Origin of the sequence: Geodermatophilus sp. YIM 151500, from assembly GCF_025716945.1 — a bacterium.
Lineage (GTDB): Bacteria > Actinomycetota > Actinomycetes > Mycobacteriales > Geodermatophilaceae > YIM-151500.
On record NZ_JAOVZT010000006.1, the window covers coordinates 143,586 to 163,716 of the forward strand.

Genomic DNA, 20,131 nt, shown 5'->3' on the forward strand with positions numbered 1-20,131 from the left:
GTGGGCACCGCGCCGGACGGCGTCCACCCCCGTCGCCCCGGCACGGTTTGGCGCCGCGGCCGTCCGGCTATCCGTCGGCATCGGACGCCCGAGCAGGTGGGCGAGCGGCGGACGGGGAGGCGCGTGGGACGACGGGAGCCCGGCCCGGTGGCGCTGTGGCTGGTGCGCCACGGCGAGAGCACCGGCAACCTCGCCGACGTCCGGGCGCAGGAGGCGGGGGCGGGCCGGCTCGAGCTCGACGTCCGCGACCCCGACGTCCCGCTGTCCGACACCGGCCGCGGCCAGGCCGAGGCGCTGGGCCGCTGGCTCGCGGAGCTGCCGGACGACGAGCGGCCCACCGCCGTCCTCAGTTCCCCGTTCGTCCGCGCGCGGACGACGGCCGAGATCGCCGCCGGGCAGCTCGGCCTCGCCGTGCGGGTGGACGAGCGGTTGCGCGAGCGCGACCTGGGCGTCCTGGACGGCATGACCGGCACGGGCATCCGTGAGGAGTTCCCCGAGGAGGCACGCCGCCGCCGCGCGCTGGGCAAGTTCTACTACCGGCCGCCGGGCGGCGAGAGCTGGGCCGACGTCGCGCTGCGGCTGCGCAGCCTGCTCACCACCGAGGCGCTGCGGCACGACGGCGAACGGCTGCTCCTGGTCGGCCACCAGGCGGTCATCATGGTGTTCCGGTACGTGCTGGAGGAGCTCAGCGAGGAGCAGGTGCTCGACATCGACCGCCGCGAGCAGATCGCCAACGCGTCGTTCACCCGGTACGAGAGCGCCGGCGACGGGGGGCTGGCGCTCCGCGCGTTCAACTGCGTCGACCACCTCGTCGTCGAGGACGAGGACGTCACCGAGGAGCCGGATGAGCAGCTCGACGGCCGTGGCTGACGCCACGCTGGTCACCCCGCAGGTGCTCCGGGCCTGGCGGCTGCCCGAGCCGACCGGCGGCAAGGAGGCCCGCGGTTCGATCCTGGTCATCGGCGGCAGCTCCGAGACCCTGGGCGCCGTGCAGCTGGCCGCCGAGGCCGCGCTGCGCGCCGGGGCGGGCCGCCTGCAGGTGGCCACCGCCGCCAGCGTCGCCCCGTTCGCGGCCACCGCGCTGCCGGAGGCGCTGGTGCGCCGCCTGCCCGAGACGTCGCGCGGCGCCATCCGCGCCGACGACGCCGCGGAGGTGCTCGACCTGGCCGAGGCGGCGTCGGCCGTCCTCATCGGCCCGGGCATGATCGACACCGAGGAGACGCAGGCCCTCGGCGCCGCGCTGCTGCCGCGGCTGCGCGGTCCGCTGGTGCTCGACGCCCTCGGCCTGGCCTGCGTCACCGCCGACGAGGGGTGCGTGCTGCACCTCGAGGGCCGGGCGGTGCTCACGCCCAACCCCAAGGAGCTCGCTCTCTCGCTGCACCGCGACCCCGACCTCGACGACGACGACCCGGCCGGCTCGGCCCGCGAGCTGGCCGGCAGGGCCGGGGCGACCGTCGGCCTCGGGGGTGCCACGTCGTGGATCGCCGCTCCCGACGGCCGGCTCTGGCGCGACGAGAGCGGCGGCGCCGGGCTGGGCGTCTCCGGTTCGGGCGACGTCCGCGCCGGGATCGTCGCCGGCCTGCTCGCCCGCGGCGCCGACCCGGTGCAGGCGGCCGTGTGGGCCGCGCACCTGCACGGCCGGGCGGGGGAGCGGCTGGCGGCGGCGGTCGGCCGGCTCGGCTTCCTGGCCCGGGAGCTGCCTCCGGAGATCCCGCGGGTGGCCGCCGAGATCGAACTCTGACCCGCCGGGGGCGGGCGCCCGGCGCTGTGCTGGGGTGGACGGCACCCTCGACCGTCGCCCCCTCGACCGTCGTCACCGCCGATCCGGAGGAGCCGCACCGTGGACCACTTCATCGCCGAGCACGAGTTCGGCGCGCCGCAGATCCACGACGAGGCCTTCGTCGCGCCCACCGCCGTCGTCGTCGGCAGGGTGACCATGGGCCCGCGGGCGAGCATCTGGTACGGCGCGATCGCGCGGGCCGACTCCGAGATCATCGAGATCGGGGAGGACAGCAACATCCAGGACGGCAGCACGCTGCACTCCGACCCCGGGTCCCCGCTCGTCGTGGGCAGGGGCGTCACCGTCGGCCACCGCGTGGTGCTGCACGGCTGCCGCGTCGACGACGACGTCCTGGTCGGCATGGGCAGCGTGGTCATGAACGGCGCGCACATCGGCAGCGGCTCGATCGTCGCGGCGGGCGCGGTCATCACGCAGGGCACCGTGGTGCCGCCAGGGTCGATCGTGGCCGGCGTCCCGGCGAAGGTGGTCAAGCAGGCCGGCGACAAGGAGATGGCCCACATCACCCGCAACGCGAAGAGCTACACCGACCGCATCCCGGCCGCCCGGAAGGTGCGCCCGCTCGCCTGACTGGACGGTCCCCGGGTGGCCACGGTCGAGCGAGCAGCTCCGGTCGTCCACGCGGCGTGTTCGCGCGCGTCAGCGCCCACGGATGCGCGCGCTCGGTGGCAGGGCGCCCTCGACCGAGGGACCGCGTCACGTGGTCGGCGCGCCCTCCTGGGTCGGCGCCGGGGCGCTCGTGCCGGTCGGCGACCCGCCGGTGCCCGTCTGCGGCGTGGTCCCCGTGCCGGTGCCCGTGCCGGTGCGGGGGCTCGTGCCGGTCGTCGTCCCGGGTGACGTGTCCGTCGGCGTCTCCTCCGGGGACGTCGTCGTGGGGGACTCCGGTGACTGCTCGGTCGTCTCCGGCGTGGTCGGCGGGGGCGTCCCGGCCGGCGCCTCGGTGACCGGGGCCGGGGCGGCCGGTGTGCCCGCCGAACCCGTGGGCACCGGGCGGACCAGCAGGTACAGGACGGCGACGGCGACGAAGGCCACCGAGAGCAGCACCGTGGAGGTGCGGGCGCGGCCGAGGTGCGCGGGCACCGACCCCCACTGCCGACGCCAGCGCGACCGCGGCGGCGCGGTGCTCACCGTGGGGACGTCGACCGCCTGCTCGCGCGGGTGCTCCTCCTGCGGCGTGCTCACCGCAGCACCTGCGTCGGGGTCTCGCCCGCCTCCGCGGGCGCCTCGTCCGCCGCCGGCGCGGACGGCAGGTGCATGCCCTGCCGGCGGAACGCGAGCACCACGCGGGCCCGCAGGTCGCGGCCCACCTCGAACTGCCGGCCGGGGAGCGTCCGGGCCACCACGCGCACGTTGACCTGGTCGAGGTCGATGCTCTCCACCCCCATCACGCTGGGCGGATCGAGCAGCAGCGGGCGCATCGCCGGATCGCGGAACGCCTCGCGGCCGACCTCGCGCAGGATCTCGTTGACCCGGTTGACGTCCATGCTGGTCGGCACCGGGACGTCGACCACGGCGCGCGCCCAGTCGCGGGAGAGGTTGACGACCTTGACGATCTGCCCGTTGGGCACCGTCATCACCTCGCCGTCGGCGGAGCGGACGCGGGTGATGCGCAGCGTGACGTCCTCGATGGTGCCGTTGGCCGGTTCGGCCGCACCGATCACGCTGATGGCCACGACGTCGCCGAAGCCGTACTGCCGCTCGGTGATGATGAAGAAGCCGGCGAGCACGTCCTGCACGATGCGCTGCGCGCCGAAGCCGAGCCCGACGCCGAGCACGGTCGCCGGGGCGACCAGCCCGGTCACCGGGACGCCGATGCGGTCGAGCACGAAGAAGACCGCGATCGTGTAGATGAGCACGATGGCCGCCCAGGTGAGCACCTGCGTCAGCGAGTGACGGTGCTTGGCGGCCTCCGAGCGCACCAGGGCGTCACCGCCGGTGGCGCGGCGGTCGATGCGGTCGGTGATCCGCACGCCGACCCACTGCACGAAGCGGGTCAGCAGCACCGAGCCCAGGATGATGAGCAGGATCTCCAGGCCACTGCGGCGCAGCCAGTCCCAGAGGTCGGTGAGCGGGGTGATCGCGAGGGCGTCCATCGTCGTCCACCCTGTCGCCTCGGGCCGACCACCGCCAGCGCTAACCGGACCGGCCGCCCGACCGGCTGACCCGCCGGCGTCGTCCTGGCCGACCGGCCGACCGGCGGGCCGGACGGGCCCATGCCCCCGCGGGGTCGGTAGGTGGCATCTGCCCCGACGACGGCTACAGTGCGGCACGTGCCCCGTCCCGCCCACCCCGGCCTCGGCTACGCCTGCACGCTGGCCGCCGCCGGTTTCTTCGCCGTCAACGGCACCGTCTCCACCCTCGCCCTCGAGGCCGGGCTGCCTCCCACGCGGTTGACCGCGCTGCGCTGCCTCGGTGCCGCGGTCGGCCTGGTGGCGGTGCTCGCGCTGGTGGCGCCCGGGCGGCTGCGGATCAGCCGGCGCGAGGTGCCGTTCCTGGCGGTCTTCGGCGTGGTCGGAGTCGCGCTCACGCAGTTCCTCTACTACGTGGCGATCGGGCGGCTGCCGGTCGGCATCGCGCTGGTGTTCGAGATGACCGCGCCGGTGCTCATCGCCCTGTACGTCCGGGTCGTCCGGCGCGAGCAGGTGCGCGGGCGGCTCTGGATCGCGCTGGCGCTGTCGCTGTCGGGCCTGGTGCTGGTCGCCCAGGTCTGGCAGGGCGGCGGCTCGCTCGACGCGGTGGGCGTGGCGGCCGCGCTGTGCGCCGCGGTGTGCCTGGCCACCTACTACCTGATGGGGGAGCGCGGCACCGGCACCCGCGACCCGGTGACCCTGACCTGCTGGAGCTTCGTCGCGGCCGGGGCCTTCTGGTCGGTGGCCGCACCCTGGTGGGAGTTCGACGCCGCGGTGCTCGGCGAGCGGGTCCCGGTGTCGCTCGGCGCCCTCCAGCTGCCGCTGTGGGTGCTGGTCGCGTGGATCGTCGTGCTCGGCGCGATCGTGCCCTTCTGGCTGTCGATCGCCGCGCTGCGCCACCTGCCGCCCACGACGGCCGGCCTGGTGGCGACGACCGAGCCGGTGTTCGCGTCGGTCGTCGCCTGGCTGTGGGTCGAGCAGGTGCTCACGGGCTGGCAGATCGCCGGTGGCGCCGTCGTCCTGCTCGGCATCGCGCTCGCGCAGACCGCCCGCCGGGCGCCGGCGCCCACCCCGCTGCCCGAGGTCCCCCTGGCGCTGATCGGAGTGGATCCGTCGCGGTGACATCGCGGTGACCGCGACGGATCCACTCCGGTCACTTCTTCAGGCGGCGGCTGCCCGCGTGCCAGTCCTCCTGGGTGCCGACCTCGCCGCCCGCCACGCCGAACGCCGGTAGCTGCGGCCGCTCCCGCAGGCTGCGCTTGAGCTCGGCGAAGCCCGGGAAGGTGGCCAGGCCGACGACGTGGTCCCACAGCCGGGCGGCCTGCTCCTCGTCGGGCAGCCGGCTGATCACCGGCCCGAAGAACGCCGTCCCCTCGTCGGTGCCGGGGCGGAAGTGCAGGATCGGCGTCCCGACGTCCTTGCCGGTCAGGGCCAGCGCCTCGTCGGTCTCGGCCCGGATCTCCAGGTCGTGCGACTCGTCGTCCAGCGCGTCGAGCAGCGGGACCGGCAGCCCGGCCGCCGCCAGGATCGGGGCGACGAACTCGCGGGTGCCCCGCTCGGGGCGCTCGTCGTCGCGACCCTGCTCGAAGATGCGCTCCCCGCAGGCCTCGTAGAAGCGGCCGACCGCTGCCTGCCCGTGCTCGGCCCGGACCCGGGACGCCACCCGCAGCAGCCGCAGCCCGGCGGTGTGCCCGGCCTCGTAGTCCGGCGGGAAGTGCGTGTCGTAGTCCACGTGGGCGTTGAGCAGTCGCAGCGAGATGAACCGCCACTCGACGGTGTAGTCGCGCTGGGCGACCACGGTGCGCACCCACTTGCTGGTCATCCAGGCGAAGGGGCACACCGGGTCGAAGTAGAAATGCAGGTCGGTGTCGGCCATGCCCGCGAACGTAACCCGGGCCGCCGCGTGCCGCCGGGCGTCAGGAGGACAGGGCGACGACCGCCACGCCGACGACGAGCGGGGCAGCGAGGGTGCCGGCCACGGCCCACGGCACCCACCGCGGGACGGGGAGCATCTCCTGCCCGGTGCGCGGGTCGCGGATGACCGAGCTCCTGCGCCGGACGTGTCCGATCGTCGGGACGCCGATCGCCACGCCGAGCAGGAGCGCCGCCCACGAGGGCAGGGGGCCGGCCGGAGTGCCGCCCACCAGCCCGAGCAGACCGACGGCGACGAGGTAGCCGCCGACCCCGCTGGCCACGGCCACGAGGAGTTCGTGCCAGCCCCACCGGGACCGGCGCCCGCCGGCGAAGCCGGCCGCGTAGTCCCTGGCCGGACCGAACGCGTCCAGCGGGTCCTCCCCGGTGTCGGCGACGTGGCTCTCCACCTCGGCGACGATCTCGCCGATCCGGTCGCCGGGGACCTCCCGCATCCGCAGGGCCAGGATGAGGTCGCGGCGGTAGGTGCTCAGGGCGGTGCTCATCGCTGCGCCTCCAGGGACGGGAGCAGGCGCCCGGCCCGCTCGGCGAAGGTGTGCCACGCGGCCGTGCGCTCGGCGAGCGCCGCGCTGCCCTGCTCGGTGACGGTGTAGAACTTGCGCCCGGGACCGCCGGCGCCCTCCCGCCAGGCCGACCGCAGCAGGCCCTCCTGCTCCAGCCGGTTGAGCACCGGGTAGAGGGTGCCGCCCTTGACCGTGCCCAAGCCGGCCGCGTGCAGCCGCTGGGCGACGGCGTAGCCGTAGGTCTCCTCGGCGGCCACCACGGCGAGCACGCACAACGGCAGCGCGGCGCGCATCCACTCGGGAGGCCAGGACCCGTCGTCCGACATGAGTAGGTTGTAGCGCTGACTAGTCAGCGACGCAAGCTACCTCGCCGCCCGAACGGGTGGATCGGTCCCGAGCGGTCCGGCCGGGGGAACGCCGGTGGCCGGCGGTCACTCCAGGCTGCTCGCGTCGTCGGGGACGTCGACGGCGTGCTGCCGCAGGGCCTCGATCGGGACCACCTCCAGCGCCCGGGCGTTGGTGGCGGCCAGCACCACGCCGGCGGCCGCGCCGGCCTGGTACGCCTGCAGCCACCGGACGGCGACCACGCACCACCGGTCGCCCGGTCGCAGCCCCGGGAAGCCGTACTCGGGACGCGGCGTCGTCAGGTCGTTGCCCAGCTCCTGCTGCAGCTCCAGGAACTCGGCGGAGACCACCGCGCAGACGGTGTGGCTGCCGATGTCGTCCGGCCCGCTCGTGCAGTGCCCGTCCCGGTAGAAGCCGGTGACCGGTTCGTCGCCGCACGGCTGCAGCGGCCCGCCGAGCACGTTGCGCTGCTCGCCCGGCGTGGGCCGACCCCCGGTCACGGCCGCGCCTCCGGACCAGCCGACCCGGCGGCGTACTCGAGCAGCGGCACCTCATCGGCCGCCCACGCGGCGAGCACCGGCTCGACGATCCGCCAGCTCTCCTCGGCCTCGACGTCGCTGATCGCCAGGCTGGTGTCGCCGCCGAGCAGCTCGCGCAGCACCAGGCCGTACGCGGGCAGGTCGCCGCCGGGCGGCGTGGCGGTGAGCACCTCGCGCTCGAGGTCGAAGGGGTCGCCGGAGCCGTTGAGGTTCAGCTCCAGCGCGATGCCGTCGGGGGACAGCTGCAGCCGCAGCACGTCCGGCGCGGGCTCCTCGTCGGTGAAGGGAAGGTGCGGCACGGGGCGGAAGCGGACGACGACCTCCTTGCGGCCGGTGCCCATCGCCTTGCCGGTGCGCAGCCGGAACGGCACGCCGGCCCAGCGCCAGTTCTCCACGGTGACGGTGAACTCGGCGTAGGTCTCGGTCCCGCGGGCCGGATCGACGCCCTCCTCACCGGCGTAGTCGGGCAGCCGGCGGCCGTCGACCTCGCCGGCGGTGTAGCGGCCGCGGACGCTGCCGGCCCGGACGTCGACCGGCGGGCGGACCGCGCGCAGCAGGTCGGCCTTGCGCGAGGCCAGCCCGCCCCCGGTGACGGTCAGCGGAGGCTCCATCGCCACCAGCGCGAGCAGCTGCAGCAGGTGGTTCTGCAGCATGTCGCGCAGCGCGCCGGCCCGGTCGTAGTAGCCGGCCCGCCCCTCCAGGCCCAGCGTCTCGTCGAACACGATGTCCACCCGCTCGACGTGCGCGGCGTTCCACACCGGCTCGAACAGCCGGTTGGCGAAGCGCAGACCCAGCACGTTCAGCACCGTCGGCTTGGCCAGGAAGTGGTCGACCCGGAAGACCGACTCCTCGGGCAGCAGCCGGTGCAGCGCGGCGTTGAGCTCGCGGGCGTCGGCCAGGTCGCGCCCGAAGGGCTTCTCCACGACCACCTGCGCGCCCTCGGGCAGGCCCACCGCGGCGAGGGCGTCGACGGTCGGGCGGAAGACGGTGTTGGGGAGCGCCAGGTAGACGATCGGCACGCCGTCGGTCCGGTCGAGCGCGGCGCGCAGGTCGGCGGAGGAGGTGACGTCGCCGGGGCGGTAGCGCAGCCGGCCGACCAGTCGCTCGCGGGCCTCCTCGTCGAGGTCGCCGGCGTGCGCGGCCAGGCGGCGCCGGGCCCAGTCGCGGTACCCGTCGTCGTCCAGGTCCTCGCGGCTGACCCCGAGCAGACCGACGTCGGCCAGGTCGCCGCTCGCCTCCAACCGGGCCAGCGACGGCAGCAGCAGGCGGCCGGTGAGGTCGCCCGAGCCGCCCAGGATCACCAGCGAGCGCCGCACGGCGTCCTCCCTCCTCGGGGCGTCGTCCGCCTGGCCCTGCCCGCGCCCGTCCGTGCCGAACCCTCCCCGGCGGACGCCCGGGCTGGCAAGGTGCTGCCGTGACCAGCGCATCGACCGACACGTCCGATCCCGAGGTGCTCTGGCGACCCACGCCCGAGTCGGCGCGGGCGACCCGCGTCGCGGCCTTCGCCGCCTGGGTCGGCGAGCGGCGCGGGCTCGACGTCGGCGACCCGCCCGACTACGACGCGCTGTGGCGCTGGTCGGTCGACCACCTCGAGCAGTTCTGGGCCGACCTCGCGCACTGGACAGGCGTGCTGCCCGACGTCCCCGACGACGAGGTGCTGACCCGCCGCGAGATGCCCGGTGCCGTGTGGTTCCCGGGGCGGACGGTGAACTTCGCCGAGCAGGCGCTGCGGTACGACGGCGTGGCCCTCGTCACCGTCGCCGAGGGCGGCGACCCGGTCGAGATCTCCTGGGCCCAGCTGCGCCGCCAGGTCGGGGCGTTCGCCGCGACCCTCCGCCGGCTGGGCGTGCGGGCCGGCGACCGGGTGGCCGGCTACCTGCCCAACGTGCCCGAGGCGGTCGTCGCCTTCCTCGGCGCCGCCTCGATCGGCGCGGTCTGGTCGTCCTGCGCGCCCGACTTCGGCACCCGGGCCGTGCTCGACCGGTTCGCGCAGATCGAGCCGGTGGTGCTGGTCGCCGTCGACGGCTACCGCTTCGGCGGCAAGGAGTACGACCGCCGGCAGGTCGTCGCCGAGCTGCGCTCGGCGCTGCCGACGGTGCGGACGACGGTCGCCGTCCCCCGGCTGCACCCCGACGAGGTGCCGGACGGCGCGCTGCCGTGGGCGGACGCGGTCGCCGACGAGCAGGAGCCGGAGTTCGCCGAGCTGCCCTTCGACCACCCGCTGTGGGTCGTGTACTCGTCGGGCACCACCGGCCTGCCGAAGGGCATCGTGCACGGGCACGGCGGGGTGGTGCTCGAGCAGCGCAAGCAGCTCCAGCTGCACCTGGACGTCGGGCCCGGCGACCGCTTCTTCTGGTACGCCTCGACCGCCTGGATCATGTGGAACATCGCCACGTCGGCCCTGCTGACCGGCGCCACCGTCGTGGTCTACGACGGCGCCCCGGCATGGCCGGAGGTCGACGCGCAGTTCGCGCTGGCCGCCCGCACGGGCATGACCTACCTGGGCACCAGCGCCGGGTACCTGACCGCCTGCGAGAAGGCCGGCGTCCGGCCGGGGGAGGTGCACGACCTGTCGCGGCTGCGCGGGATCGGGTCGACCGGCTCGCCGCTGCCCGCCTCGGCCTTCCGCTGGGTGTACGACGCGGTGGGGCGCGAGGTGTTCCTCGGGTCGCTGTCGGGCGGCACCGACGTGGCCACCGGGTTCATCGGCTCGGTGCAGCTGCTGCCGGTGACGGCGGGAGAGCTGCAGCGGCCCATGCTGGGCGTGGCGGCGGCGGCGTGGGACGAGGCCGGCGAGCCGGTCGTCGGCGAGCTCGGCGAGCTGGTGGTCACCGCCCCGATGCCGTCCATGCCGCTGTACCTGTGGAACGACCCGGACGGCGCCCGCTACCGGGAGACCTGGTTCGAGCCGTGGCCCGGCGTCTGGCGGCACGGGGACTGGCTGGAGATCACCGAGCGGGGCACCTGCCTGATCACTGGCCGGTCGGACTCGACGCTCAACCGTGGCGGGGTGCGGATGGGCACGGCCGACATCTACGCCGCCGTCGAGTCGGTGCCGGAGGTCGTCGACTGCGTGGTGCTCGGGGTGGAGCAGCCCGACGGCGGCTACTGGATGCCGCTGTTCGTGCAACTGGCCCCCGGCGCCGAGCTCGCCGACGAGCTGGTGGGCCGCATCCGGACGGCGATCCGCGAGCAGGCCTCGCCGCGGCACGTGCCCGACGAGGTGCTCGCCGTCCCCGGCGTCCCGCACACCCGCACCGGCAAGCGCCTGGAGGTGCCGCTGAAGCGGCTGTTCCAGGGCGTCGACCCGGCGAGGGCGGTCAACGTCGGCGCGGTCGACGACGCCGCGCTGGTCGACCACTTCGTGACGCTGGCGCGCGACCGCCGCGGCCGCTGATCCGGAGGGGATCCGTGCGCGTCACCCGCATGCGCGTCACCCGCACGGATCCACTCCCGTGCCCGGCTCAGCCCGCAGGCGGCACGTCGGCGATGTCGGTCCAGACGGCGGCACCACGGGCACGGGCAAGCTCGACCATCTCGTCCGACCCGGCGGAGGCGCCCGGCAGGCGCAGCACCCCGTCGCAGCGGGCGACCAGTCGGCGGCCCATCGGGTGGAAGACCTCGTCGAAGGCGGCGTCGCCGACCCGGGTCGACCCGGCCAACTCCGCGAGCGGGAGGGCGAGGTCCTCGCCGTTCACCGCGAGGTGGCCGGCGCGGAACAGCTCCAGGCAGGCCTCCTGGATGCGCCGGTGGTTGACGGCGATCCTGTCCGGGTCGTCGCCGGTGCCGCCGCGGTAGGGGCCGGCGACCAGGATCATGAGAGGGCGCGCGAGATCGGTCACGGGCGGCATCCTGCCGTGCGCCCCTCGTTGCGACCCGCGCGCGCCAGGTCGTGGCCCCGCGCCCACCAGTCAGCCGCCGTGGTGCACCGCCTCGACGTTGTTCCCGTCCGGGTCGCGGAAGAAGACGCCGTAGTAGCCGGGGTGGTACTCGGGCCAGACCCGTGGCTCGTGCAGGATCTCGGTGCCGGCTGCGCGGGCTGCGTCGAAGACCGCGTCGACCGCCTCGCGGGAGGGCGCCGCCAGCGCGAGGTGCACCGGCCGCCCGCCGTCCTCCTCGAGCGGTCCGAACCACAGCCGCGGCTGGCCGTCCGGGCCGGAGAGCCCCACGACCGGGCCGGCGGGAGTGGGGAAGCGCATGGCCTCTCGCACGCCGAGCGGGGTGAAGACCCGCGTGTAGAAGGCCGTGGCGGCGTCGACGTCCGCGACCTGCAGCGCCAGGTGGTCGATCATGCGGTCGGACGTTAGCGCTGATCCGGAGGGGATCCGTGCGCCTCACCCGCACGGATCCACTCCACGTCAGCGGTGGCCGGGGGGCAGGCGGCGGCTGATCAGCAGCGCCGCCAGCGGCAGTGGGAGCAACGCGGCGAAAGCCCAGCCGAGGTCGGCGGCGTCGCCGACGGCGCCGAGCAGGGGCGTGACCACCCCGCCGGCGGAGACGGCCAGCCCCAGGGTGACGCCCGACGCGGTGCCGATCCGATTGGGCAGGTACTCCTGCCCGAGCGTGGTCTGCACGGAGAACGGCAGGTACAGCCCCAGCCCGAGCAGCACGGCCGCCGCGACGGCGACCGGGTAGCCGGGGGCGGCCACGAGCAGGCCCAGCGCCGGCAGCGTCACCGCGTAGCCGAGCCGGACGGCGACCAGCCGGCCGTACCGGTCGGCGAGCCAGCCACCGGCGAGCGTGCCCCCGGCACCAACGGCCAGGAACGTCGTCAGCGCGGCCGAGCCGGCGGCGGTCGTGGCGTCGAAGCGGTCGATGACGAAGAGCGCCAGCAGCGAGAGGGTGCCGAAAAAGAGGACCGACCGGATGACCACGAGGGTGGTGAGCCACCCGAACGCCCGCCAGTCGTCGACGGCCGTGCCGGTCCCGCCCGCCGTCCGGCGGTCCGCGCTGCGGGTGCGCCGACGGCGCTGCAGGCCGAGCAGGAACGCGGCCATCGCGAGCGCGGGCAGCGCCAGCCACGGCGTACCGGCCACGCCCTGCGCGAGGAGCACGGGGGTGACCAGCACCGGGCCGAGGGCGAAGCCGATGTTGCCGCCGAGGGCGAACCAGCTCATGCCCTGCGCCGACGGGCCTGCCGCGGCCCGGGTCGCCCGGGCGGCCGCGGGGTGGTAGGCGGCGACGCCGAGGCCGGACAGCGCGACGGCCGCCCAGGTCCACCAGTACGGCTCCGCGACGCCGGCCAGCCCGATCCCGACCCCGGCGACGAGCAGGCCCAGCGGGGTGAGCCAGGGCAGCGGCCGTCGGTCGGCGAGCACGCCGAACGCCGGCTGGACGACGGAGCTGAGCACTGTCGCGGCCAGCGTGATGCCGGTGGCCGCGGCGTAGGAGTAGCCGCGCTCCAGCACGAGGAACGGCAGCAGCGCCGGCACCGCGCCCTGGTAGAGGTCGTCGACGACGTGGCTGGCCGTGAGCACTCCGACGGCGCGCCGGTCGACGCGCCGCCCGGTGGCGGAAGCGCCGCCCGGGGGCGCGCTCCCCGCCGTCGTCGGGTCCGCGCCGCTCATGGCCGGTGCGGCCCGGCCGCCGCAGCCGTCACGGGCACTCCTGGTGATCGGGGTCGTCGACGGACTGTCCTGGCCGCCGCGGGACGTCGTCAAGTCGGCCGGTCCGGCGCGCGGCACCCGGTGGCACGCCGTCGGCGAAATGGGCTGCGAATTGTCGGTGCTCCCATCCACCATGGCGACCGACCGGGACCGGCCCGGGCCTGTCGAGGGGACGACGATGACCACCCTGCCGCTGCCGCGGGCGCTGCAGCCGCTGCGCCACCCGGCCTACCGCTGGCTGGTCGCCTCCATGGCCCTGTCCCTCCTGAGTTCCGGGCTGTGGATCGTCGCGGTCGTCTGGCAGGTGGTCGCCCTCGGCGGTGGGCCCGCGCAGCTCTCCCTGGTCAGCGCGATGTCGGCGATCGGCATGCTCGCCACCACGCTGCTCGGCGGCGCGCTGGCCGACCGGGTGCCGCAGCGGCGCATCCTGCTGGCCGTCGCCCTGGTCCAGGCCGGCAGCGTCGGTGTCGTCGCGGCGCTGTCGCTGGGCGGGCTGCTCGTCGTGTGGCACCTCGCCGCGGTGGCGCTGGCCGGCGGCCTGGCCGCCGGGCTGTACTACCCGGCCTACTCGGCCTTGCTGCCCGCGCTGCTCCCCGAGGGCGACCTGCTGGCGGCCAACGGGCTCGAGGGCGTGCTCCGCCCCGTGCTGGTGCAGGCCGCCGGCCCGGCCACCGCGGCGGCGCTGGTGTCGGCGCTGTCACCGGGTGCCGCGCTGACCGCGACGGCGCTGGCCGCGCTCTGCGCGGCGGGGTGCGCGTCCGCGCTCCCGCACACGCCGCTGCGGCGGGAGCTCGGGACGGCGGGGGGCTCGCGCGTGCGCGCCCTGCTGGTCGACGTCGGCGAGGGCTTCGCGTACCTCGTCCGGACGCCGTGGCTGCTGGCCACGCTGCTGTTCGCCTCGCTGATGCTGCTGGTCATGATCGGCCCGTTCGAGGTGCTCGTGCCCTTCGCCGTCCGCGACGCGGGAGGCGGGGCGCCGGAGCACGCGTGGGTGCTGGCCGCCTTCGGCGTCGGCGGCGCGGTGGCCTCCCTGGCCGTGGCCTCGCTGCGGCTGCCCCGCCGCTACCTCACGGTGATGAACCTGGTCTGGGGCCTGGGCTGCGTCCCGCTTGTGGTCTTCGGGCTCACGTCGCGGCTCTGGGTCATGGTCGTCGCCGCCGCCGTGGCCGGCGCCGCCTTCCAGGTCGGCATGGTCATCTGGGGCACGTTGCTGCAGCGACGGGTCCCCCCGGCGCTGCTCGGGCGGGTTTCCAGCCTCGACTTCTTCGTGTCGCTGGCCTTCATGCCGGTGTCGATGGCCCTCGCCGGGCCGGTCAGCCAGCTGATCGGGCTGGCGGCGACCTTCCTCGTGGCCGGCCTGGTGCCGCCGGTGCTGGCCGTGGTGGCGATCGTCGCCGCCCGCATGCCGGCCGACGAGCTGGCCCACCCGCTCGACCGGCCGACGCCCGCGCCGGCGCCGGTCGCCGCGGGGGACGGGCAGCTCGAGCCCGCACCGGTCTCCGCCCGGGACGGGCAGCTCGAGCCAGCTCGGGTCGCCGCGCGCGACGGGCAGCTCGACCCGGTCTGACACGGACCCGCCCGCGCCTCCTGCACCGGCGATGAGTTCGACCACCGTCGCCGGTCGCAGGGGCAAGGGCGCGATCCGCCCGATGGACGCCGGCGAGCGCCGGCCCGAGCCGAGGAGACATCACGTGCGCATGATCTTCGTCAACCTGCCCGTCACCGACCTGGAGCGGGCCAAGGCCTTCTACGCGGGCCTCGGCTTCGGGTTCAACGAGCAGTTCTCCGACGAGAAGACCGCCAGCGTGGTGATCGACGAGAACATCGTCGTCATGCTGCTCACCCGCGAGCGCTTCGCCGACTTCGTCCGGGGCGAGGTCGGCGACCCGAGCAGGGCGACGTCGGTGCTCAACGCGCTCTCCTGCTCCTCGCGCGAGGAGGTGGACGACCTGCTGTCACGCGCCGTCGCCCACGGCGGCAAGCCCTACCGCGACACCCAGGACCACGGGTTCATGTACGCGGCCAGCTTCACCGACCCCGACGGCAACGTCTGGGAGCCCATGTGGATGGACCCGTCCGCGGTGCAGTAGGGGCGGCGGCGCGAGGCCCGCGGGGGCGCCCGCCATCCGGCGGGCCGCACCGCGCGGTCGTGAGCCGGTGGGCCGGGGGCGGCCCACCGGGGCCGCTGGTTGGATGGTCCGCGGTGCCGGGACCGTCCCGGTGCGGGAAGGAGAACCGTGGCCGAGCCGCTGAGCCGACCGGACGTCGACCCGCCCACCGGGCCCGCCCCGAGCGACCTGGTCATCGAGGACCTCGTGGTCGGCGACGGCCCGGAGGCCACCTCGGGCAGCCTCGTGAGCGCGCACTACGTCGGCGTCACCCACGACGGTGGTGAGCAGTTCGACGCCTCCTGGGACCGCGGCGACCCGCTGGAGTTCCGGCTCGGTGTCGGCATGGTCATCCAGGGCTGGGACGAGGGCATCACCGGCATGCGGGTCGGCGGGCGTCGCCGGCTGACGATCCCGCCGCAGAAGGCCTACGGCGACCGCGGTGCCGGCGGGGTCATCAAGCCCGGAGCCACCCTGGTCTTCGTCGTCGACCTCGTCGGCGTCCGCTGAAGGGAGTGCGGGGGCGAGGAATCCTCGCCCCCGCACCCCGCTGGTCACACGTTGACGCCGTGCTCGGTGCTCTCGAGCTTCTTCAGCAGCTCGTGGCACCGCAGCGCCCGCTTCGAGTCCTGGTCCATGACCTCGCGGAAGAAGCCCGCTACGTCATCCAGACCCGCGTTCTCGGCGTCGCGGACGTACTGGCCGTAGTCGTGCCCGGCCTTGAGCGAGTGGTACTGCACGGAGATGAGGTCGAATGTGACGTCGGCGAAGCCGGTCTCCCCGGTGGCCATGCGCGAGCCTCCTCGATCGTGCGGTGGTTCGGACGCACCGGCAGTGCCCCGGCGCACGCCCTCGAAACGGACCGGGACGGTCTCCGTGGTCAGGCCGGCGGGAGGTCGGTGATCGCGCCGCCGGTGACGTCGCCACCCGTGAGGTCGTCGTCGGGCAGGACCCCGCCGGCGGGGTCGTCGTCGGCGCCGACGCGGTCGGCGTCCAGCTCGTCCTCGCCGGTGGCGGCCGGGTCGTCGCCGGCCGAGGCCAGGTCGGCGCCCTGGCCGAGAGCCCCCGGATCGGCCTGCGTGGTGCGCGGGTCGTTCAGCGGGTCGGGGACGTCGGGATCGGTCACGCTCATCCGGCGCGCATGCCCGCTCCGGCGTCGTCCGAACCCCTCGGCGGGAGCCGTCCGCACGCCCCTGTCCGGAGCGTCGACGGCCCGCCAGGATGGGCCGCGGGAGGACGCATGGACGAGACGGGCACACGGCGCGGCAGCGTCACCACCGAGGACGACGGGCGGCAGCGGCTGGAGTTCCGGCGCACCTGGCCGGTCCCGGCCGACGACGTCTGGACGGCGCTGACCCGGCCCGACCGTCTGGCCCGCTGGATCGGCAGGTACGACGGCGAACGGGCGCCCGGCGCCACCGGGACCTTCACGCTGACCTTCGAGCTGGAACCCGCCGCCGAGCGGGTGACGGTCGCCGAGTGCGTGGAGCAGCGCCGGCTGGTGCTCGAGTGGCCCGACCAGGAGGGCTGGCGGGTCGAGCTCGACCTCGTGACCCGGGGCGGCGGCACCACGCTGGTGTTCGTGCAGCGCTTCCCCGACGCCACCGGTCTGCCCGACTACGCCACCGGCTGGCACTGGTACCTCGACAAGCTCGACGCGGAGATGACCGGGAAGCCGCAACCGCGGGCGGCCGACTGGGACGCGTTCCTCGCCGAGGTCGGTCCCGCCTACGGCCGGGCGCCGGAGGGCTGATCCGCCCCGCCCGCCTGGGGCATAGGAAGCTTTGCCCCGGCGATCGGACCGCAACCCGCAGGCAACGCTTCCTATGCCCTCGAGCGGGGGACCCGTCAGGCGGGCTGCTCCACCTGCACCGGATCCGGCCCGGCCCACGGCCCCAGCCGGGCCAGCAGCTCCCCGCGCGAGGCCAGCCGCGGTCCGGCCTGGACGGGGTAGGTGTCGAAGGAGCCGCCGGTCAGCTCGCGGGCGGCGTGCAGCGCGAAGTTCGGGTCGTCCTGCGCCTCGCGGGCCAGGGCGACGAGGTCGGCCTGGCCCGCCGCCAGCACCGCCTCGGCCTGCCGGGCGTCGACGATGAGGCCGACCGCGACGGTGGCCACGTCGGCCTCGAGCCGGACGCGCGCGGCGAAGGGCACCTGGTAGCCGTAGCCGATCGGGTGCTGCCAGCCGTTGCCCAGGCCGCCGCCGGACGTGTGCACGGCGTCGACGCCGGCGGCCTTCAGCGCGCGGGCGAAGGCGACGGTGTCCTCCACGGTCAGTCCGTCGCGGGAGCCGTCGACCGAGGAGACGCGGACGAACAGCGGCTTGTCCTCCGGCCACACCGCGCGGACGGCCTCGGCCACCTCCAGCGGGAACCGCATCCGCGCCTCGCGCGAGCCGCCGTAGCCGTCGTAGCGCCGGTTGGTCAGCGGGGAGAGGAACTCGTGCAGCAGGTAGCCGTGCGCCGCGTGCAGCTCGATGACGTCGAAGCCCGCCGTCCACGCCCGGCGCGCGGCGGCGACGAAGGCGTCGCGCACCCCGCCCAGCTCCGCGGCGGTGAGAGCGTGCGGCGTGGGGTAGCCCGGCGCCGCCGGGACCGCGCTCGGCGCCACCGTCGGCCACGGCTCCTCCCCGGGGACGGCGTCGCCGGTCGTCACCGGCCCGCCGCCCTCCCACGGACGCCGGCTGCTGGCCTTGGCCCCGGCGTGGGCCAGCTGGATGCCGGGCACGGACCCGTGCTCCCGCAGGAAGGCGGCCACCCGGGCCAGACCCGGGATGTGCTCGTCCGACCACAGGCCCACGTCGCCGTGGCTGATCCGCCCTTCCGCCGTGACGCCGGTGGCCTCGACGAGCACCAGCCCGAAACCGCCCAGCGCGAACCGGCCGAGGTGGACCAGGTGGTAGTCGCCGACGAGTCCGTCGCGTGCCGAGTACTGGCACATCGGTGCGACGACCAGCCGGTTCGGCAGCGTCACGCCGCGCAGGACCAGGGGCTCGAGGAGTCGGGGAGCGCTCACGACAAGGGGTGAACGCGGGAACCCGGGCACGTCTTCCGTGTGACGGGTAGACGTCTTATACGTAACATGTCTCACGGTTACAAGTGCGTTCCGCGCTTGTAGCCTGTTCCGATCCCGCAGCCGCTGTTCGCAGCACCGACGCTCGGGGCCGCCCCCACGCCGGTGACGCCCGTTCCCGGCGTACCCGAAGGATGGAGACGCCGTGACCTCACTGGCCATACCCGGTCTGGACAACGCCCCCACCACGCACGCCCGGCTGCTGGCGTGGGTTCGGGAGATGGCGGAGCTGACGACCCCTGACCGGGTGGTCTGGGTCGACGGCAGCGACGAGGAGTGGGAACGGCTCACCCAGCAGCTGGTCGACGCCGGCACGTTCGTCCGCCTGGAGAAGAAGCCCAACTCCTTCTGGTGCGCCTCCGACCCCCGCGACGTCGCCCGGGTCGAGGACCGCACCTACATCTGCTCGGTCGACGAGGCCGACGCCGGGCCCACCAACAACTGGATGGACCCGGGCGAGATGAAGGCGCTCATGACCGAGCTGTACCGCGGGTGCATGCGCGGCCGGACGATGTACGTCATCCCGTTCTGCATGGGCCCGGTCGAGGCCGACAACCCGATGTTCGGCGTGGAGATCACCGACTCCGAGTACGTCGTCGTCTCGATGCGCGTCATGGCCCGCATCGGCTCGCACATCCTCGAGGCGATGGGCAGCGACCGCCCGTTCGTCCCGGCCATGCACTCCGTCGGCGCCCCGCTCGAGGAGGGCCGGACCGACGTCCCCTGGCCGTGCAACGACACCAAGTACATCTCGCACTTCCCGGAGGAGCGCGCGATCTGGAGCTACGGCTCCGGCTACGGCGGCAACGCCCTGCTCGGCAAGAAGTGCTACTCGCTGCGGATCGCCTCGGTCATGGCCCGTGACGAGGGCTGGCTCGCCGAGCACATGCTGATCCTCAAGCTGATCAGCCCGCAGCAGAAGACCTACTACGTCGCGGCCGCCTTCCCGTCGGCCTGCGGCAAGACGAACCTGGCCATGCTGGAGCCGACCATCCCCGGCTGGAAGGTCGAGACCCTGGGCGACGACATCGCCTGGATGCGCTTCGGCGAGGACGGCCGGCTCTACGCGGTCAACCCCGAGTACGGCCTGTTCGGCGTCGCGCCGGGCACCGGGTGGCACACCAACCCGAACGCCATGCGCACCATCGACAAGGGCAACTCGGTGTTCACCAACGTCGCGCTGACGGACGACGGCGACGTCTGGTGGGAGGGCATGACCGAGGAGCCGCCGGCGCACCTCACCAGCTGGAAGCACCAGGACTGGACGCCGGACTCCGACGAGCCCTCCTCGCACGCCAACAGCCGGTTCTGCACGCCGATCACCCAGTGCCCGATCCTGGCGCCCGAGTACTCCGACCCGAAGGGCGTGCCGATCTCGGCGATCCTCTTCGGCGGCCGGCGGAAGACCACGGTCCCGCTGGTCACCGAGGCGCGGGACTGGAACCACGGGGTGTTCATGGGCGCCACGCTCTCGTCGGAGACGACCGCGGCGGCCACCGGCGCGGTCGGCGTCGTCCGGCGCGACCCGTTCGCGATGCTGCCGTTCATCGGCTACCACGCCGGCGACTACCTCCGGCACTGGGTCGAGACGGGCAAGTCGCACGACGCCGCCAAGCTGCCGCGGATCTTCTACGTCAACTGGTTCCGCCGCGACGAGGACGGCGGCTTCCTGTGGCCGGGCTTCGGCGAGAACAGCCGGGTGCTCAAGTGGGTCATCGAGCGGCTCGAGGGCACCGCGGCCGCCGAGGAGACCCCGATCGGGCACGTGCCGACGCCCGAGTCCCTGGACGTCGACGGCCTGGACATGACGCCCGAGCAGGTGCGCCAGGCGCTCGCCGTCGACACCGAGGAGTGGCGCGCCGAGGTCCCGCAGATCACCGAGTGGTTCCAGAAGTTCGGCGACAAGCTGCCGAGCACGCTCTGGGACGAGCTGGAGATCCTGAAGAGCCGCCTGGCCTGAGAAAGGACCCCCCTGCCCCCCGCCCCTCGCAGGCTCACGGCGGGACCCTGCAGGGGGGCCGTTCCAGTCCCTCGCCATCCCCGCCCTCGCAGGCTCACGGCGGGACCCTGCAGGGGGGCCGTTCCAGTCCCTCGCCATCCCC

23 protein-coding genes are annotated in these 20,131 nt (G+C 74.9%); 10 read left to right on the top strand and 13 right to left on the bottom strand.

All coding sequences use genetic code 11. The features are described 5' to 3' along the window. Positions 1–123: 123 nt before the first annotated feature. The 3 genes from OF117_RS12265 to OF117_RS12275 all read left to right on the top strand — a co-directional run bounded on the left by OF117_RS12265 (position 124) and on the right by OF117_RS12275 (position 2,368). Positions 124–870: a histidine phosphatase family protein gene (locus OF117_RS12265; RefSeq protein ID WP_263553125.1), complete on the top strand. Its 747-nt coding sequence runs from the start codon at positions 124–126 to the stop codon at positions 868–870. After that, on the top strand, positions 845–1,741 hold the full coding sequence (locus OF117_RS12270; protein ID WP_263553126.1) for an NAD(P)H-hydrate dehydratase: 897 nt from the start codon (positions 845–847) through the stop codon (positions 1,739–1,741). Before OF117_RS12265 ends, OF117_RS12270 begins: the two co-directional genes overlap by 26 nt. A gap of 99 nt (positions 1,742–1,840) precedes the next feature. Further along, a complete protein-coding gene (locus OF117_RS12275) occupies positions 1,841–2,368 on the top strand; it encodes a gamma carbonic anhydrase family protein (RefSeq protein WP_263553127.1) in 528 nt (175 codons plus the stop codon). A 126-nt stretch (positions 2,369–2,494) separates the two neighbouring features. On the opposite strand, the gene OF117_RS12280 is transcribed toward OF117_RS12275, so the two are convergent. Continuing rightward, positions 2,495–2,980 carry a hypothetical protein gene (locus OF117_RS12280; RefSeq protein WP_263553128.1) on the bottom strand — a complete coding sequence of 162 codons (486 nt, stop codon included), beginning with the start codon at positions 2,978–2,980 and terminating at the stop codon, positions 2,495–2,497. Further along, complete coding sequence (locus OF117_RS12285; protein WP_263553129.1) at positions 2,977–3,891, bottom strand: mechanosensitive ion channel family protein; 915 nt, start codon at positions 3,889–3,891, stop codon at positions 2,977–2,979. Before OF117_RS12285 ends, OF117_RS12280 begins: the two co-directional genes overlap by 4 nt. A 177-nt stretch (positions 3,892–4,068) precedes the next feature. Here OF117_RS12285 and OF117_RS12290 point away from each other — a divergent pair, with 177 nt between their 5' ends. Then, positions 4,069–5,049 (top strand): EamA family transporter, encoded by a 981-nt coding sequence (locus OF117_RS12290; protein WP_263553130.1) that lies wholly within the window; start codon positions 4,069–4,071, stop codon positions 5,047–5,049. 31 nt (positions 5,050–5,080) lie between these two features. On the opposite strand, the gene OF117_RS12295 is transcribed toward OF117_RS12290, so the two are convergent. The 5 genes from OF117_RS12295 to OF117_RS12315 form a co-directional block, all read right to left on the bottom strand. Continuing rightward, positions 5,081–5,803, bottom strand: a complete 723-nt coding sequence (locus OF117_RS12295) for a hypothetical protein (RefSeq protein ID WP_263553131.1) — start codon at positions 5,801–5,803, stop codon at positions 5,081–5,083. Positions 5,804–5,843: 40 nt separating this feature from the next. Beyond that, positions 5,844–6,344 (bottom strand): HAAS signaling domain-containing protein, encoded by a 501-nt coding sequence (locus OF117_RS12300; RefSeq protein WP_263553132.1) that lies wholly within the window; start codon positions 6,342–6,344, stop codon positions 5,844–5,846. Next, positions 6,341–6,688: a PadR family transcriptional regulator gene (locus tag OF117_RS12305; RefSeq protein ID WP_263553133.1), complete on the bottom strand. Its 348-nt coding sequence runs from the start codon at positions 6,686–6,688 to the stop codon at positions 6,341–6,343. The genes OF117_RS12300 and OF117_RS12305 overlap by 4 nt, the downstream gene beginning before the upstream one ends. Positions 6,689–6,793: 105 nt before the next feature. Continuing rightward, positions 6,794–7,207 (bottom strand): DUF2237 family protein, encoded by a 414-nt coding sequence (locus OF117_RS12310; protein ID WP_263553134.1) that lies wholly within the window; start codon positions 7,205–7,207, stop codon positions 6,794–6,796. Then, complete coding sequence (locus OF117_RS12315) at positions 7,204–8,562, bottom strand: glucose-6-phosphate dehydrogenase (protein ID WP_263553135.1); 1,359 nt, start codon at positions 8,560–8,562, stop codon at positions 7,204–7,206. The genes OF117_RS12310 and OF117_RS12315 overlap by 4 nt, the downstream gene beginning before the upstream one ends. Before the next feature lie 98 nt (positions 8,563–8,660). Here OF117_RS12315 and OF117_RS12320 point away from each other — a divergent pair, with 98 nt between their 5' ends. Further along, positions 8,661–10,643, top strand: a complete 1,983-nt coding sequence (locus OF117_RS12320; RefSeq protein WP_263553136.1) for an acetoacetate--CoA ligase — start codon at positions 8,661–8,663, stop codon at positions 10,641–10,643. Between the two features lie 67 nt (positions 10,644–10,710). Here the strand turns inward: OF117_RS12320 and OF117_RS12325 are convergent, their stop codons facing one another. The 3 genes from OF117_RS12325 to OF117_RS12335 all read right to left on the bottom strand — a co-directional run bounded on the left by OF117_RS12325 (position 10,711) and on the right by OF117_RS12335 (position 12,723). Continuing rightward, complete coding sequence (locus tag OF117_RS12325; RefSeq protein WP_263553137.1) at positions 10,711–11,088, bottom strand: DUF4406 domain-containing protein; 378 nt, start codon at positions 11,086–11,088, stop codon at positions 10,711–10,713. A 69-nt stretch (positions 11,089–11,157) separates the two neighbouring features. Continuing rightward, positions 11,158–11,538 (bottom strand): VOC family protein, encoded by a 381-nt coding sequence (locus tag OF117_RS12330; protein WP_263553138.1) that lies wholly within the window; start codon positions 11,536–11,538, stop codon positions 11,158–11,160. Between the two features lie 66 nt (positions 11,539–11,604). Further along, a complete protein-coding gene (locus OF117_RS12335) occupies positions 11,605–12,723 on the bottom strand; it encodes an MFS transporter (RefSeq protein WP_263553139.1) in 1,119 nt (372 codons plus the stop codon). Here OF117_RS12335 and OF117_RS12340 point away from each other — a divergent pair. The 3 genes from OF117_RS12340 to OF117_RS12350 all read left to right on the top strand — a co-directional run bounded on the left by OF117_RS12340 (position 12,716) and on the right by OF117_RS12350 (position 15,470). Beyond that, positions 12,716–14,419: an MFS transporter gene (locus tag OF117_RS12340; RefSeq protein ID WP_263553140.1), complete on the top strand. Its 1,704-nt coding sequence runs from the start codon at positions 12,716–12,718 to the stop codon at positions 14,417–14,419. The two genes, OF117_RS12335 and OF117_RS12340, sit on opposite strands and share 8 nt — an antisense overlap. A gap of 31 nt (positions 14,420–14,450) precedes the next feature. After that, positions 14,451–14,942 (top strand): VOC family protein, encoded by a 492-nt coding sequence (locus OF117_RS12345; protein WP_263553141.1) that lies wholly within the window; start codon positions 14,451–14,453, stop codon positions 14,940–14,942. A 147-nt stretch (positions 14,943–15,089) separates the two neighbouring features. Next, positions 15,090–15,470: an FKBP-type peptidyl-prolyl cis-trans isomerase gene (locus OF117_RS12350; protein WP_318014244.1), complete on the top strand. Its 381-nt coding sequence runs from the start codon at positions 15,090–15,092 to the stop codon at positions 15,468–15,470. Positions 15,471–15,514: 44 nt separating this feature from the next. On the opposite strand, the gene OF117_RS12355 is transcribed toward OF117_RS12350, so the two are convergent. Then, entirely contained in the window at positions 15,515–15,751 is a 237-nt protein-coding gene (locus OF117_RS12355) for an acyl carrier protein (RefSeq protein ID WP_263553142.1), read from the bottom strand. Between the two features lie 89 nt (positions 15,752–15,840). Continuing rightward, positions 15,841–16,092 carry a hypothetical protein gene (locus OF117_RS12360; protein WP_263553143.1) on the bottom strand — a complete coding sequence of 84 codons (252 nt, stop codon included), beginning with the start codon at positions 16,090–16,092 and terminating at the stop codon, positions 15,841–15,843. A gap of 108 nt (positions 16,093–16,200) precedes the next feature. On the opposite strand from OF117_RS12360, the gene OF117_RS12365 reads away from it, so the two are divergent. After that, complete coding sequence (locus OF117_RS12365; RefSeq protein ID WP_263553144.1) at positions 16,201–16,713, top strand: SRPBCC domain-containing protein; 513 nt, start codon at positions 16,201–16,203, stop codon at positions 16,711–16,713. A gap of 95 nt (positions 16,714–16,808) precedes the next feature. On the opposite strand, the gene OF117_RS12370 is transcribed toward OF117_RS12365, so the two are convergent. Further along, positions 16,809–17,972 (bottom strand): NADH:flavin oxidoreductase/NADH oxidase, encoded by a 1,164-nt coding sequence (locus tag OF117_RS12370; RefSeq protein WP_263553145.1) that lies wholly within the window; start codon positions 17,970–17,972, stop codon positions 16,809–16,811. Between the two features lie 202 nt (positions 17,973–18,174). Between OF117_RS12370 and OF117_RS12375 the strand changes: the two genes are divergently transcribed. Beyond that, on the top strand, positions 18,175–19,989 hold the full coding sequence (locus tag OF117_RS12375) for a phosphoenolpyruvate carboxykinase (GTP) (RefSeq protein ID WP_263553146.1): 1,815 nt from the start codon (positions 18,175–18,177) through the stop codon (positions 19,987–19,989). Positions 19,990–20,131: the final 142 nt, after the last annotated feature.

Coding starts and splice junctions, on each gene's coding strand:
- OF117_RS12295 (WP_263553131.1), bottom strand. CDS start 5,803: ATGGCCGACACCGACCTGCATTTCTACTTCGACCCGGTGTGCCCCTTC.
- OF117_RS12360 (WP_263553143.1), bottom strand. CDS start 16,092: ATGAGCGTGACCGATCCCGACGTCCCCGACCCGCTGAACGACCCGCGC.
- OF117_RS12365 (WP_263553144.1), top strand. CDS start 16,201: ATGGACGAGACGGGCACACGGCGCGGCAGCGTCACCACCGAGGACGAC.
- OF117_RS12285 (WP_263553129.1), bottom strand. CDS start 3,891: ATGGACGCCCTCGCGATCACCCCGCTCACCGACCTCTGGGACTGGCTG.
- OF117_RS12270 (WP_263553126.1), top strand. CDS start 845: ATGAGCAGCTCGACGGCCGTGGCTGACGCCACGCTGGTCACCCCGCAG.
- OF117_RS12330 (WP_263553138.1), bottom strand. CDS start 11,538: ATGATCGACCACCTGGCGCTGCAGGTCGCGGACGTCGACGCCGCCACG.
- OF117_RS12305 (WP_263553133.1), bottom strand. CDS start 6,688: ATGTCGGACGACGGGTCCTGGCCTCCCGAGTGGATGCGCGCCGCGCTG.
- OF117_RS12300 (WP_263553132.1), bottom strand. CDS start 6,344: ATGAGCACCGCCCTGAGCACCTACCGCCGCGACCTCATCCTGGCCCTG.
- OF117_RS12345 (WP_263553141.1), top strand. CDS start 14,451: ATGAGTTCGACCACCGTCGCCGGTCGCAGGGGCAAGGGCGCGATCCGC.
- OF117_RS12355 (WP_263553142.1), bottom strand. CDS start 15,751: ATGGCCACCGGGGAGACCGGCTTCGCCGACGTCACATTCGACCTCATC.